13 protein-coding genes are annotated in these 14,954 nt (G+C 68.7%); 11 read left to right on the top strand and 2 right to left on the bottom strand.

The window, feature by feature from the left end; all coding sequences use genetic code 11:
• Positions 1-167 precede the first annotated feature (167 nt).
• From folC to EFK10_RS33660, 11 genes are all read left to right on the top strand, one after another.
• On the top strand, positions 168-1,655 hold the full coding sequence (gene folC, locus EFK10_RS33710) for a bifunctional tetrahydrofolate synthase/dihydrofolate synthase (protein ID WP_240677644.1): 1,488 nt from the start codon (positions 168-170) through the stop codon (positions 1,653-1,655).
• A 10-nt stretch (positions 1,656-1,665) separates the two neighbouring features.
• Positions 1,666-2,001 carry a DUF4233 domain-containing protein gene (locus EFK10_RS33705; RefSeq protein WP_127359453.1) on the top strand — a complete coding sequence of 112 codons (336 nt, stop codon included), beginning with the start codon at positions 1,666-1,668 and terminating at the stop codon, positions 1,999-2,001.
• A gap of 63 nt (positions 2,002-2,064) precedes the next feature.
• Complete coding sequence (ndk, locus tag EFK10_RS33700) at positions 2,065-2,478, top strand: nucleoside-diphosphate kinase (protein ID WP_127359452.1); 414 nt, start codon at positions 2,065-2,067, stop codon at positions 2,476-2,478.
• A gap of 315 nt (positions 2,479-2,793) precedes the next feature.
• Complete coding sequence (locus EFK10_RS33695) at positions 2,794-3,813, top strand: rod shape-determining protein (protein ID WP_127359461.1); 1,020 nt, start codon at positions 2,794-2,796, stop codon at positions 3,811-3,813.
• Between the two features lie 123 nt (positions 3,814-3,936).
• Complete coding sequence (mreC, locus tag EFK10_RS33690; protein WP_127359451.1) at positions 3,937-4,878, top strand: rod shape-determining protein MreC; 942 nt, start codon at positions 3,937-3,939, stop codon at positions 4,876-4,878.
• Positions 4,879-4,976: 98 nt separating this feature from the next.
• The gene (gene mreD / locus EFK10_RS33685) at positions 4,977-5,582 is read left to right on the top strand and encodes a rod shape-determining protein MreD (RefSeq protein WP_127359450.1); all 606 of its coding nucleotides are present in this window, start codon (positions 4,977-4,979) and stop codon (positions 5,580-5,582) included.
• Entirely contained in the window at positions 5,579-7,801 is a 2,223-nt protein-coding gene (mrdA, locus tag EFK10_RS33680; protein ID WP_127359449.1) for a penicillin-binding protein 2, read from the top strand. Before mreD ends, mrdA begins: the two co-directional genes overlap by 4 nt.
• Positions 7,802-7,860: 59 nt before the next feature.
• Entirely contained in the window at positions 7,861-8,997 is a 1,137-nt protein-coding gene (rodA, locus tag EFK10_RS33675; protein WP_407647208.1) for a rod shape-determining protein RodA, read from the top strand.
• Between the two features lie 47 nt (positions 8,998-9,044).
• Complete coding sequence (locus EFK10_RS33670; protein WP_127359447.1) at positions 9,045-10,547, top strand: CYTH and CHAD domain-containing protein; 1,503 nt, start codon at positions 9,045-9,047, stop codon at positions 10,545-10,547.
• Between the two features lie 65 nt (positions 10,548-10,612).
• Complete coding sequence (locus EFK10_RS33665) at positions 10,613-12,559, top strand: TIGR03960 family B12-binding radical SAM protein (protein ID WP_127359446.1); 1,947 nt, start codon at positions 10,613-10,615, stop codon at positions 12,557-12,559.
• Positions 12,560-12,869: 310 nt separating this feature from the next.
• Complete coding sequence (locus EFK10_RS33660) at positions 12,870-13,061, top strand: hypothetical protein (protein WP_127359445.1); 192 nt, start codon at positions 12,870-12,872, stop codon at positions 13,059-13,061.
• Between the two features lie 208 nt (positions 13,062-13,269).
• Here EFK10_RS33660 and EFK10_RS51200 read toward each other — a convergent pair whose 3' ends face one another.
• Entirely contained in the window at positions 13,270-13,626 is a 357-nt protein-coding gene (locus EFK10_RS51200; RefSeq protein WP_240677643.1) for a hypothetical protein, read from the bottom strand.
• A 12-nt stretch (positions 13,627-13,638) separates the two neighbouring features.
• Positions 13,639-13,872, bottom strand: coding sequence for a hypothetical protein (locus EFK10_RS51195; RefSeq protein ID WP_240677642.1), 234 nt, complete (start codon positions 13,870-13,872; stop codon positions 13,639-13,641).
• Between the last annotated feature and the right edge of the window lie 1,082 nt (positions 13,873-14,954).

The raw sequence follows: 14,954 nt of genomic DNA, 5'->3' as shown, positions 1-14,954 counted from the left end.
GCCGGGTTGGGCCGTCCTCCCCCAAAGCTTCCTTTGGGTGGGGGAGGACGGCCTACCCCCAACCCCGTGGGTGCGGACGTGGGGGACGGCGGGAGGGGGTAGTTGGTCCGTAGACTGGGGGTGTGAGTACGCGCCCCGAGGATGACCCCCTTTCCGACGCCCTGTCCCTGTTCGGGGCCGGCGGTTCCGATGACGCCGAAGAAGACCCGGAAGGGCGGGAGGCGGACCTTGCCGTGATCGAGGCGGGGAGCCGGACGCTGCGCGCCGGGGGACCGGTGCAGCAGGATGACGGGCTGCCGACCCGGCCCAAGGACCCCGAGGTGGACAAGGCCCTCCGGGACGTCGAGACGGAGCTGGCGGGGCGCTGGGGCGAGACGAAGCTCGAGCCCTCGCTCGACCGGATGACGGCACTGATGGACATCCTGGGCGAGCCGCAGCGCTCGTACCCGGCGATCCACATCACCGGCACCAACGGCAAGACGAGCACCGCCCGCATGATCGAGCAGCTGCTGCTGGCCTTCGAGCTGCGCACCGGCCGCTACACCAGCCCGCACGTGCAGTCGGTGACCGAGCGGATCAGTCTGGACGGCGCGCCGATCGCGCCGGAGAAGTTCATCGAGACGTACCAGGACATCAAGCCGTACGTCGAGATGGTGGACGGCTCGCAGAAGCACCGGATGTCCTTCTTCGAGGTGCTCACCGGCATGGCGTACGCGGCCTTCGCCGACGCGCCCGTCGACGTGGCCGTGGTCGAGGTCGGCATGGGCGGCAGCTGGGACGCCACGAACGTGGTGGACGGCTCGGTCGCCGTGGTGACCCCGGTCGCACTGGACCACACGGACCGGCTGGGCGAAACGCCCGCCGAGATCGCCACCGAGAAGGCGGGGATCGTCAAGAAGGACGCGACCGTCGTCCTCGCCCAGCAGCCGGTCGAGGCGGCCCAGGTGCTGCTGAAGAAGGCCGTGGAGGTGGACGCGACCGTCGCCCGCGAGGGCATGGAGTTCGGGGTCGCGCACCGCGAGGTGGCGGTCGGCGGGCAGATGCTGACGCTGCGCGGGCTGGGCGGCGAGTACGAGCAGGTGTTCCTTCCGCTGCACGGCGAGCACCAGGCGCACAACGCGGCCGTGGCGCTGGCCGCCGTCGAGGCGTTCTTCGGCATCGGCATGTCGCACGCCCGCACCCTGGACATCGACACCGTGCGCGCCGCCTTCGCGACCGTCACCTCGCCGGGCCGCCTGGAGGTCGTACGCCGCAGCCCCACCATCGTCCTGGACGCCGCGCACAACCCGGCGGGGGCGCGGGCGGCCGCGGCGGCGGTGGCGGAGGCGTTCGGGTTCACCCATCTGGTGGGGGTCGTCGGGCCGAGCGGTGACAAGGACGTACGAGGGCTGCTGGAGGCCTTCGAGCCGGTCTTCGCCGAGATCGTGGTGACCCAGAACTCCACCTTCCGGGCGATGGACGTGGACGAGCTGGCGGCGCTCGCGGTCGAGGTCTTCGGCGACGACCGGGTGCAGGTCGAACCGCGCCTCGACGACGCGGTGGAGGCGGCGATCACGCTCGCGGAGGAGAACGGCGAGTTCTCCGGGGCGGGCGTGCTGGTCACCGGCTCGGTGATCACGGTGGGAGAGGCCCGGCTGCTGCTGGGCCGGAAGTGAGCTGAGGACGATGCGGACCCTGTGCGCGAGCACGCTGATCGGTGAGTTCTTCGTGATCGGCTTCGCCGGTCTCGTGGCGATGAAGCAACCCGACCTGACGATGACCACCGTCTGGACGGTGAGCGGCATCGCGATGGCACTGTGCGTACTGCTCTGCGGAGTGATCACCCGGCCGGGTGGCCTGGCCGCCGGCTGGGTGTTGCAGGCCGGGCTGGTCGCCAGCGGCTTCGTTCTGCCGACGATGTTCTTCCTCGGTGCGGTCTTCGCGGCCCTGTGGTGGGCCTCGATCCACTACGGCCGCAGGATCGACGAGGCCAAGGCCAGGCACGCGGCGCAGGCCGCCTGAGTGCTTCCAGGTACGCCTTGTAATGTCGTCGTATCTTCAAGTCCCGCACCTAGGAGTAACCACGTGAGCCAGCGCAGCCTCGTCATCCTCAAGCCCGACGCCGTCCGCCGTGGCCTGGTCGGCGAGATCATCGGCCGCGTCGAGCGCAAGGCGGGCTGGAGCATCACCGCACTGGAGCTGCGCACCCTCGACCGCGCCACCCTCGAAACGCACTACGCCGAGCACGTGGGCAAGCCGTTCTACGAGCCGCTGGTCGAGTTCATGCTCTCCGGCCCGGTCGTGGTCGCGGTCATCGAGGGCGAGCGGGTCATCGAGGGCGTACGCGCTCTGGCCGGCCCCACCGACCCGATCGCGGCGGCGCCGGGCTCCATCCGGGGTGACTTCGGCACGATCGTCCGGGAGAACCTGATCCACGCCTCGGACTCCGAGGAGTCCGCCGAGCGCGAGATCAAGATTTTTTACCCCGGTCTCGCCTGACCTCGGACGAATCGGCCTGATTCAGGGATTGACGCCCGATCAGCTCAATGGGCGGCCGCAACTTTTTCGGCCGCCCACCTGCATATACGGTGCCTGACAGGGAACCAATTCCGCCGACACGGCATCCCCATTACTGGGGAGCGCTGTGTGTTCTGATGACAATGGCGGCGGAACCCGGACGCCGTGCCCCGGCGGGCGCGACTACGATGGAATCTCCGCTCCTTGGGCGTCTTCGGGCGCCCCGCACCCGTCGCTTCCACCCCACCCCACACGCTCCAGCTCGGGAAGGCCAGACGTATCCTCATGGCGAACAACATGTCGTTCATCGGCCGTGACATGGCTGTCGACCTCGGGACCGCCAACACGCTGGTGTACGTCAGGGGTCGCGGGATCGTTCTCAACGAGCCATCCGTGGTCGCCATCAACACGAACACCGGTGGCATCCTCGCGGTAGGCGCCGAGGCGAAGAAGATGATCGGCCGGACCCCTGGCAACATCGTCGCGGTACGCCCGCTCAAGGACGGCGTGATCGCGGACTTCGAGATCACCGAGCGCATGCTGCGCTACTTCATCCTCAAGATCCACAAGCGGCGCTATCTGGCCCGCCCCCGTGTGGTCGTCTGCGTCCCCTCCGGCATCACCGGGGTCGAGCGCCGCGCCGTGATCGAGGCGTCGACCCAGGCCGGTGCCCGCCAGGTGCACATCATCGAGGAACCGATGGCCGCCGCGATCGGCGCCGGGCTTCCGGTCCACGAGGCCACCGGCAACATGGTGGTGGACATCGGCGGCGGCACCACCGAGGTCGCCGTCATCTCGCTCGGCGGAATCGTGACGGCCCAGTCCATCCGGGTGGCGGGCGACGAGCTGGACAACGCGATCATTCAGCACATCAAGAAGGAGTACTCACTCCTCCTTGGTGAGCGCACCGCCGAATCGATCAAGCTGACCATCGGCTCGGCGTTCGACCTCAAGAAGGACGAACACACCGAGATCCGCGGCCGCGACCTGGTCTCCGGCCTGCCGAAGACCGTCGTGATCTCCGCCGCCGAGGTCCGCAAGGCCATCGAGGAGCCGGTCAACGCGATCGTCGACGCGGTGAAGACCACGCTCGACAAGTGCCCTCCGGAGCTGTCCGGCGACATCATGGACCGCGGCATCGTGCTGGCCGGCGGCGGCGCTCTGCTGCGCGGCCTGGACGACCGGCTGCGCCATGAGACGGGCATGCCGATCCACATCGCCGAGAACCCGCTGGACTCCGTCGCGCTGGGCGCCGGCAAGTGCGTAGAGGAGTTCGAGGCGTTGCAGGCGGTCCTGGACGCATCGCCGCGCAGATGACCTCGTACGATCCCTCGTACGGGTGATGGGACGCCGTCCGCGGCAGCCCGCCCGTACACAGGATCGTTCTAGCTTCCGGCACAACATCAAAGACTCTGACGAGGAAGGCACGGACTCGCCCCCGTGAGGGACACACGAGAGAGCCGGCTTCTGCTGGTGCTGCTGGTGGCGATCGCGTTCGCGCTGATCACCGTGGACATCCGGGGCGGCGAGTCGTCGCCGCTGGACGGCGCCCGCTCGGCGGCGGCCGCCGTCTTCGGGCCGGTCGAGAACGGCGTCGCCTCCGCCGTCAATCCGGTGGGCAACGCCATAGCGGCGGTACGGGACTCCGGCGGCCGCAGCAGCCAGATCAGTGAGCTGGAGCGGGAGAACGCGCAGCTCAAGCAGCAGCTCGGCAGCAAGGACGCGACCCGCGCCCGGGCCAACGAGCTGGACAAGCTGCTGAAGACGGCGGCGTCCGGCCAGTACCGTGTCAAGGGCGCCCAGGTGATCGCCATAGGGGCGGCTCAGGGCTTCTCATGGACCGTCACGATCGACGCCGGCAGCGGTGACGGCATCCAGCGCGACATGACCGTCATCAACGGCGACGGACTGGTCGGCCGGGTCACCACCGTCGGCCCCTCCACCTCGACCGTACTGCTCGCCTGCGACCCGGACTTCACGGTCGGCACCCGGCTGGAGAAGACCTCCGAACTGGGCTTCGCCACCGGTCAGGGCAACCGCGCGATGCGGGTCCAGCTGCTCAACGGCAAGGCCGACGTCAAGAACGGCGACCGGCTGGTCACCTTCGGCTCGCAGGCCGACAAGCCGTTCGTACCGGGCGTCCCGGTCGGCAAGGTCATCAAGGTGACCCCGTCGTCCGGCGACCTCACCAAGACCATCGAGGTCCAGCCGTTCGTGGGTTACACCCAGCTCGACATCGTCGGCGTCATCGTGCAGGCCCCGCGTAAGGACCCGCGCGACTCGGTGCTCCCCGCCAAGCCCACCCCGGCTCCGACGGTCACCGTCACCGCCACCCCCAGCAGCACACCTTCCGCGAGCTCCAGCGCAACAGGGGTGAACTGAACCATGCGATCGCCGCGCCTGCCCGCCCCCCGGCTCAGGCCAGAGATTCACCGGGCCGTGTGCCCGGCGCCCGCAGGATCTGCGGGAGGAGAGGCCCAATGAGGCGTGCAGTACTGTCCACCGGACTCGTGGTCGTCGCCCTCGTCCTCCAGGTCTGCGTCCTGGCCCGCCTCCACCTGCCGGGCGCCGTCCCCGACCTCCTCCTGCTGACCGTCCTCGGCCTCGCCATGACGTACGGACACGTGGGCGGCGCCCTCGTCGGCTTCGGCGCCGGTCTGCTCGCCGACCTCGCCCCACCCGCCGACCACGCCGCCGGCCGCTACGCCCTCGTCCTGTGCGTCATCGGCTACCTCGCCGGCCTCGCCAAGCCGGACACCGGCCAACTGCGGTCCGCCGCAGGCCCGATGTTCGTGGTCGTCGCCGCCGCCCTCGGCTCCACCCTCCTCTACGCGAGCGTCGGCGCCCTCGTAGGCGACACCGCCGCCCAGCACGTCGGACTCGGCAAGCTGCTCTTCACCGCCGCCCTCTACGACCTCCTCCTCGCCCCCTTCACCGTCCCCTGGATCATGGCCCTCGCCCGCAGACTCGACAACGACCCCCTCTCCGAGGACGCCTCCGGCTTCGGCTCACCGTCCCGTGTCGGTGGCCAGCGCCGTCTCCTCGGCCGTGTCGGCGGAGTCGCGAAGGGCGGTCGGCGCCTGTGAGCAATATTCCGGAGACCGGCCGCACTCCCCGGATCACGATCCGGCTGGTGATCCTTCAGATGATCGTGCTGTCGCTGCTGCTGACGCTCGGTGGCCGCCTGTGGTACCTGCAGATCCGCAACGGCCAGGAGTACACGCAGCAGGCTGCCAGCAACAACGTCCAGGAAGTCGTCACGCCCGCCGTGCGCGGCTCGATACTGGACGACAAGGGCGTCCCCCTTGCCGACAACGAGACGCGCCTCGTGGTGTCCGCGAGCCGCACCGACCTGTTGAAGCAGAAGGACGACGGCAAGGCCGTGCTGACCCGGCTGGCCGATGTGCTGGGGATGTCGGCCCAGGATGTACGCAACAAGGTCCGGCTCTGCGACTCGAAGACCCCCAAGCCCTGTTGGAACGGCTCGCCGTACCAGTCGATCCCGATCACCGACAAGGCGACCACGCAGCAGGCCCTTCAGATCATGGAGCGCCGCGAGGACTTCCCGGGCATCACCGCCGAGCCGACCGCCGTACGCCGCTACGCATCGCCCGGCGGGGCCAACGCCGCCCAGGTCCTGGGTTACCTGTCGCCCGTCACGGACGACGAGATCGCCGCCGCAGCGAAGAAGGGCCAGTCGCTGCTGCGCTCCGACTCGGTGGGCCGCTCCGGGCTGGAGAAGACGTACGACAGCGAGCTGCGCGGCAAGGCCGGCGTGACCCGCTACAACGTGGACAACCTCGGCCGGGTCATCGGCAAGGCCGGTGAGACCAAGGCCCAGGCCGGCAGCACCCTGATCACCAGCATCGACGCCAAGGTGCAGGCGGTCGCCGAGAAGGAACTCGCCCAGGCCATCAAGGACGCCCGCAAGACCTGGGACAAGGTCACCAACAGCTACTACAAGGCGGACTCCGGCGCCGTCGTGGTGATGGACGTGCACACCGGCCAGGTGGTCGCGATGGCCAGCGAGCCGACGTACGACAACAACGCCTGGGTCGGTGGCATCTCCGCCAAGGACTACAAGCAGCTGACCACCAAGTCCTCCAACTACCCGCTGCTCAACCGGGCCATACAGGGTCAGTCCGCCCCTGGCTCCACCTTCAAGGTGATCTCCACCTCCGCGGCGGTCAACGCCGGCTACTCCATCGACGGCCACTACGCCTGCCCGTCCTCGATGACCATCGGCGGCCGGCTCTTCAAGAACTTCGAGGGCGAGAGCGCCGGCGCCATCACCCTGGAACACGCGCTGGAGATCTCCTGCGACACCGTCTTCTACGGCCTGTCGTACGACCAGTGGCTCAAGGACGGCGGGATGAAGCCGAAGAAGCACACCAACGACTGGTTCTACAAGACCGCCAAGCAGTTCGGCCTCGGCTCCACCACCGGCATCGACCTGCCCGGCGAGGTCACCGGCCGGATCCCCGACCGCCAGTGGAAGCAGGCGTACTACGACGCCAACAAGACCTACTGGTGCGAGGTCGCCAAGAGCAACAAGAAGGACTACGCCAGCCAGATCGCCCGCGAGAACTGCACCGACGGCTATGTGATGCGCGCCGGTGACTCGGTCAACTACGCCATCGGCCAGGGCGACACCCTCGTCACGCCGATCCAGATGGCCCGGGTCTACTCCGCCATCGCCAACGGCGGCACGCTGTACCAGCCCAGCATCGGCAAGGCCATCGTCAGCGCCGACGGCAAGACGGTCACCAAGATCCAGCCCCAGGTCTCCGGCAAGGCGCCCGACACCAAGAAGACCCTGAAGTACATCAACCAGGCGCTCGCCGGAGTCGTCACCAGCGGTACCGCCGCCTGGCGCTTCGGTGGCTGGCCGCAGGACAAGATCACCCTGCACGCCAAGACCGGTACCGCCGAGGTCGCCGGCAAGCAGACCACCTCCTGGTTCACCACGTACTCCAAGGACTACGCGGTCATCATGACCATCTCCCAGGGCGGTACGGGTTCTGGCGGCTCCGGCCCCGCCGTCCGCAAGATCTACGAGGCGATGTACGGCGTCCAGAAGGACGGCTCCATCGACAACAAGAAGGCGCTGCTCCCGCACCCCGCGACCACGCTGCCGAAGATCAACGGCGACGGTACGGTCAAGGCGCCCAAGGCCCAGAACGCCCAGAAGGCGTCGTACGACATGCCGTTCCTGCCCGCGGGCAGCGGCGGCACCGTACAACTGGCCGCGCTGACCCCCGACCGGAGCGAGAAGTACCTGTTCGGGCGGAGGTACTGGTCGTGAGTTTCGCCAACGGCTACCCCGCGCGGCGCTTCACCCCCGAGCGCGGCGCCTTCGGCAAGCTGCTCGCCCGCGACTCGATAGTGCGCCGGCTGGACTGGCCGCTGCTGGGCGCCGCCGTTGCGCTGTCGCTGATCGGCACCGCCCTGGTGTTCTCCGCGACCCGCAACCGCACCGAGCTCACCCACGGCGACCAGTACTACTTCCTGATGCGGCACCTGATGAACACCGGGATCGGCATCGGTCTCGCCACCGCCACCATCGCGCTGGGCCATCGCCGGCTGCGCGGCGCCGTGCCGGTGCTGTACGGCATCTCCGTGGTCCTGGTGCTGGCGGTGCTCACCCCGGTCGGCTCCACGGTCAACGGCGCGCACGCCTGGATCGTGCTCGGCGGCGGCTTCTCGTTGCAGCCGTCGGAGTTCACCAAGCTCACCATCATCCTGAGCATGGCCATGGTGCTGTCCGCCCGGGTCGACGCGGGCGACCGCATCCACCCCGACCACCGCACCGTCGCCCAGGCGCTCGGCTTCGCGGTGCTGCCGATGGCCATCGTCATGCTGATGCCCGACCTCGGCTCGGTCATGGTCATGGCCGTCGTCGTCCTGGGCGTCCTCCTGGCTTCCGGCGCCTCCAACCGCTGGGTGCTGGGCCTCATCGCCGCGGGCACGGCCGGCGCGGTCCTCGTCTGGCAGCTCGGCGTCCTCGACCAGTACCAGATCGACCGCTTCGCCGCTTTCGCCAACCCCGCCCTCGACCCCGCGGGCGTCGGCTACAACACCAACCAGGCCCGCATCGCCATTGGTTCCGGCGGCTTGCTCGGCAAGGGCCTGTTCCACGGCAGCCAGACCACCGGCCAGTTCGTGCCCGAGCAGCAGACCGACTTCGTCTTCACCGTCGCGGGTGAGGAGCTGGGCTTCGTCGGCGCCCTCGTCATCATCGGGCTGCTGGGCGTCGTGCTCTGGCGTGCCTGCCGGATCGCCCGCAATGCGACCGACCTGTACGGCACGATCATCGCCGCCGGGATAATCGCCTGGTTCGCCTTCCAGGCCTTCGAGAACATCGGCATGACGCTGGGCATTATGCCGGTCGCCGGACTGCCGCTGCCGTTCGTCTCGTACGGCGGGTCCTCGATGTTCGCCGTCTGGATAGGAGTGGGGTTGCTGCAGGCTGTGCGGATGCAGCGGCCGATGTCGGCCTGAGTGAACGCACCATTGCGGAGGGCTGAACACGCGATTACGTTCCACGTATGGGTAAGCGGATGCGGGAGACCGAACGCAAGTACGAAGCCGATGCCGAGAAGGTGGCCGAGCCCGATCTGACCGGCCTGCCAGGGGTCGCCGAGGTACGCGCCCTCGAACCGGTGAAGCTCGACGCGGTCTACTTCGACACCGCCGACCTCCGGCTCGCCGCACACCGCATGACGCTGCGCCGCCGTACCGGCGGCGACGACGCCGGATGGCACCTCAAGCTCCCCACCTCGCAGGCCGACACCCGCACCGAGGTGCACGCCCCGCTCGGCAAGTCTCCCAAGAAGATCCCGCGCAGGCTGGCCGCCGAGGTCGCCGTCCTCACCCGGGGCCGCCCGCTAATCCCGGTCGTACGACTTCGCAACACCCGCCGGCGGGTGCACCTGCTCGACGCCGACGGCAAGGCTCTGGCCGAGATCGCGTACGACGACGTCACCGCCGACCCGGGCCCCAGCTGGACCGAGACCGAGGTCGAGCTGCTGGCCGGCAAGCTCGCCCTCCTCGACGCCGTCGAGGAACGCCTCATCGCCGCAGGGCTGCGCCGCTCCTCCTCGCCCTCCAAGCTGGCCCGCGCCCTCGGCCACCGGCTCGCCCACGCCAAGAAGCCGCCCGAGCCCCCCGCCAGCCTCGACACGGCCGGCGACGCGGTCCTCGCCTACCTGCACGAGCAGGTGCGCGCCATCACGGCCTACGACCCGGCCGTCCGGCGGGACGAGGAGGACTCCGTCCACCAGATGCGGGTCTCCACCCGCCGCCTGCGCAGCGCGCTCAAGTCCTTCCGCCGCGAACTGGACCGCTCGGTCACCGACCCCATCGGAGACGAGCTCAAATGGCTCGCCGGGGTCCTGGGCATGGAACGCGACCGCGAGGTGCTGGCCGAACGGCTCGCCCAGCGCCTCTCCGAACTCCCCGAGGAATGGGTCACCGACGCGGTGGGCGACCGCCTGCACGGCGGCCCCGGCCCCTCGCACTTCCAGGCCCGCGAGACCCTTCTGCGCGAGCTGAACAGCGACCGCTACTTCAGGCTGCTCGACACCCTCGACGCCCTGCTGACGGCCCCACCCCTGCTCGACGCCGCGAAGGCACCCGCCTCCGTGGCCCTCGCCAAGGCCATCCGCCGTGACCACCGCCGCGTGCGCCGCACCATCGAGCCCGCCCTGGCGCTCGAACCGGGCCAGGAGCGCGACCTCGCCCTCCACGAGGCCCGCAAGGCCGCCAAGCGCGCCCGCTACTCCAGCGAGGCCGGCCAGCCCGTCCTCGGCAAGCCCGTCGCCAAGCACACCAGGCGCATGAAGGGCATCCAGCAGCTCCTCGGCGAGCACCAGGACAGCGTCATCGCCCGCGAGGCCATCCTGCGCCTCGCGGCCGAGGCCCACGCCGGCGGCGAGGACACCTTCCCCTATGGCGCGCTCGCCCAGCTGGAGCGTGGCCTCGCCGCCGACGTCGAGGCGGGCCTCCCCGAAGCCTGGCGCAAGGCGGACCGCGGCAAACTGGCGGGCTGAGCGGCCCCGCTGACGGGTTACGCTGGATGGTCAATCGCTGCCGCTCACGAAAGACACCACACCTGATGCCTGTCGAGTCGGTCTTCCCTCGCCTGGAAGCGCTTCTCCCTCACGTCCAGAAGCCCATCCAGTACGTCGGCGGAGAGCTGAACTCCACCGTCAAGGACTGGGACTCCTGCGACGTCCGGTGGTCGCTGATGTACCCGGACGCGTACGAGGTCGGGCTGCCCAACCAGGGCGTCATGATCCTCTACGAGGTGCTGAACGAGCGCGAGGGCGTCCTCGCGGAGCGCACCTACAGCGTGTGGCCCGACCTCGAAGCGCTGATGCGCGAGCACGCGGTGCCGCAGTTCACGGTGGACGCGCATCGCCCCGTGAAGGCGTTCGACGTCTTCGGCCTGAGCTTCTCCACGGAGCTCGGCTACACCAACATGCTCACCGCGCTCGACCTGGCCGGTATCCCGCTGGAGGCCAAGGACCGTACGATCGATGACCCGATCGTGCTCGCCGGCGGACACGCCGCCTTCAACCCCGAGCCGATCGCCGACTTCCTCGACGCCGCCGTCATCGGCGACGGCGAGCAGGCCGTCCTCCAGATCACCGACGTCATCCGCGCCTGGAAGGCCGAGGGCCGCCCCGGCGGCCGCGACGAGCTGCTCTTCCGGCTGGCCCGCACCGGCGGAGTGTACGTACCGAAGTTCTACGACGTCGAGTACCTGCCGGACGGCCGGATCGGCCGCGTGGTGCCCAACCGGTCGGGCGTGCCGTGGCGGGTGTCCAAGCACACCGTCATGGACCTGGACGAGTGGCCGTACCCCAAGCAGCCGCTGGTGCCGCTGGCCGAGACCGTGCACGAGCGGATGTCCGTGGAGATCTTCCGCGGATGTACGCGCGGCTGCCGCTTCTGCCAGGCCGGCATGATCACGCGCCCCGTGCGGGAGCGAAGCATCACCGGCATCGGCGAGATGGTGGAGAAGGGCCTGAAGGCGACGGGTTTCGAGGAGGTCGGCCTGCTGTCGCTGTCCTCCGCCGACCACAGCGAGATCGCCGAGGTCGCCAAAGGCCTGGCCGACCGCTACACCGAGGACAAGATCGGCCTGTCGCTCCCGTCGACCCGCGTGGACGCCTTCAATATCGACCTGGCCAACGAGCTGACCCGTAACGGCCGCCGGTCGGGTCTGACCTTCGCGCCGGAGGGCGGCTCGGAGCGTATCCGCAAGGTCATCAACAAGATGGTCTCGGAGGAGGACCTGATCCGGACCGTCGCGACCGCGTACGGCAACGGCTGGCGCCAGGTGAAGCTCTACTTCATGGCCGGCCTGCCCACCGAGACCGACGAGGACGTCCTCCAGATCGCCGACATGGCGAAGAAGGTCATCCAGAAGGGCCGCGAGGTCACCGGCCAGAACGACATCCGCTGCACGGTCTCCATCGGCGGCTTCGTCCCCAAGCCGCACACCCCCTTCCAGTGGGCACCGCAGCTCGGCGTCGAGGAGACCGACGCCCGCCTGGAAAAGCTCCGCGACGCCATCCGCAGCGACCGCAAGTACGGCAAGAACATCGGCTACCGCTACCACGACGGCAAGCCCGGCATCATCGAGGGCCTCCTCTCGCGCGGCGACCGCCGCGTCGGTGCCGTCATCCGCGCCGTGTACGAGGACGGCGGCCGCTTCGACGGCTGGCGCGAGCACTTCTCGTACGACAGGTGGATGCGGTCCGTGGAGAAGGCGCTGCCCCCGCAGGGCGTCGACCTCGCCTGGTACACGACGCGCGAGCGCACGTACGAGGAGGTCCTGCCCTGGGACCACCTGGACTCCGGCCTCGACAAGGACTGGCTCTGGGAGGACTGGCAGGACTCGCTGGACGAGACCGAGGTTGAGGACTGCCGCTGGACGCCCTGCTTCGACTGTGGGGTGTGTCCCCAATTCGACACATGGCCACAACTGAGCCCCACGGCAGGTAAGAGCCTGCTCCCCCTGACTCCCGTCAACACAGGCAAGGGGGGCAAGTGAGCAGGTCAGGGAGGCCGCTGCCTGCTCCTGAGAGGGCCCGCGAGATGATCGCCGAAGCCCTGGCCAGCTTGACCGAAACAGAGCGGGAGCAGGCCGCACAGGCGCTCTCTCGGGTGGGTGGTCGGCGGCCAGAGCGAACGTCTGCCACGCCTGCCCCTCGTATCCCCCCGCCCATCGAGGCGACGTCGGCAGGCCCCATCTCGGTCTCTGTCGAGTGGGTGTAGCCGGACACGACGAAAGAGCCCCGACCCTCCCAGTGATTCCAGGGAGAGTCGGGGCTCTGGTCATGCTCGGGTTACGGCTCGCCGGGATGCTGCTCGGTTCGGTCGAAGCGAGTCAGCTCAGCTTGCTGTCCTTCCCGCTCGGCTCGGCTTCGTTCGCCGTCGAGCTGTCGTCGTGTCCGTTGGTTGGTTGCTGGTCCGAGCTGTCGTTGCCCGAGCCGATGTCGAGCCGAGTCGTCGTTGATGCGCTCGCGCCTCTGTGCGCCGTTGTGTGGGTTTGAGAGGTCTCGGCCGATCAAGTTGGCCCGAGGTGTCGCGAAGCCCTGCGAGAGGCGCCGCCCTGCCTGGCCTCGGGCGCGCTGAGCCGCGGGTGAGGGGCGGAGGGGTGGGGGGTGACCCCCTGAGCCTCGGGGCGGAGACCGCTACGTCTTAGCGGTCAAGATCGCGCCACGGTCCCAGGGTCGCGACTCCAGAGGGCGAACACGCAGGTCAGGCCGAGTCTTCCCCCTCCGTGAACGACTCAGGCTCGTAGCGCTTCATGGCCTCGCGGCGTTCCTTCGCGTACTGAGCCTCGATCATCTCGGGAGTGATCCCCCGCTTCCTCGCCAGAGGGTCAAAGACCCTCTCGGTCAGACGCTCGTCCGTCTGGGTGAACAGTCGACAGTCCGCCTTGAGGTCCGCGCACATCTTGGCCCGGCTCGCCTCGGCGATCACCTCTTGGATGCGCTCACGCCAGAAGTGGTGAACCAGGAAGTTACGCCGCTTCAGGCTGTTGGTGAGGTCGTTGACCACTTCCGGGTAGGCGCTTACGTGCGGCTCGGCACGCCGGATGAGCTTGCCCATCATGACTTTGAACCCCTACGCCCAAGGGTCGCGGATGAGCCGTTCCCCCTGCTCCTCTGCCGTGATGAGCCTGGCCATTGCAAGGGTGTTGACGAGGGTGTGTTCGAGGACGTTGGCCTTGTAGATGGCCAGCCCGAAGAGGGCGTACAAGGTCTTCTCGTCCGTGCCGTTGTCGTACTCGCCGTCCGGCTCTGGGTCCGGCTCCTCCCGCCAGGTCGGCTCATGCCTGACCACATACAGTCCGTCCATGCCTCCAGTGTGCTGGCAGGGTGAGCCAACTCGTACTGAATTTTGGCGACTTGGCTACCGGCACCTGTGAGCCGGCCGACCCTCGCGGGTGGGGGTGCCTGAGCTCGGCCCAGGACACACCCCGTACCCAGTGCCGCCCGAAAATCTGGGAGGTCTTCAGGGGGTCGCGGACCCCTACGCCGCACGCTTCGCGCGCATCTGGTGATGTCTCCCTTCGTGGAGTGGTGAAGACGGCGGCGCCGTCCGTATATGGGCCCCGAAGAAGACCCCCGGCCATCAGTCGAGCAGTGCCGACGGCCAGGGGTCTTCTTCGGGGGGAGGTCCCGCGCGAACGCGGGGCTTGACCCGCGCACATGCGGGTGGTCTGTGGCTGGGCTTGCCTCGCCCCACCGACCCGTGGCTGATGGGAGACCGGCGGGGCGAGGCTTGCTGGTCACCGTGCAGCCCAGGAATCCGGCGGCGACCGTAGGCGGGGAGCTCTCAGGCGGAGTAAGTCCCGAGGCTCAACCCTTGGATGCGGGAAGAAGGAGAGACCCGCGTAGTTCGAGTGAGGCGTTGCAGTACGGCAGCGCCGCCGTCAACTCGGCAGGGAACCGCTTGCGGAAGTCGCTCACTCGCTCCTGACAACGCCTCTGTAAGTAGAGTCGCCAGAAGTGGGCCGGATGTTGCGAGGTTCGAGCTGTGACGGCTGTCACGCCGTCGAGCCGGAGCGAAGCGCCCTCACTTACTGATACGGACGGGAGGCCCGGATGTTGCGGGGGTCGGCGAGAGTATGGGCGGGGTCACGTCGAGCCAGCGAAGCACCCCCCACTTACACAGAGCCAATCCGAGGCCCGGTTGTCCGGATGGTTCGAGCAAGTGTGGCCGGGCTCACGCGACTGATGCTCCTATAGATCGTCAAGCAGTCTTGTGCACCGGATCGGCCTTCGAGTGCTGCTGGTTACTTGTCAATGTTGTGTTGCCGGGCGTCGGTCGTGAGCGACAACCCTCTCTGTCAAAGTGTGATGAGTCGGGTAAAGTGACCGATTCATTCAGTCGAGGGCGGAGAAGGAGGAGTGCCCGAAGTGGCCAGCACCAACGAC

This window comes from Streptomyces soli (genome assembly GCF_003999195.1).
GTDB lineage: Bacteria > Actinomycetota > Actinomycetes > Streptomycetales > Streptomycetaceae > Actinacidiphila > Actinacidiphila soli.
This window is presented reverse-complemented; position numbering and strand designations above follow the sequence as displayed.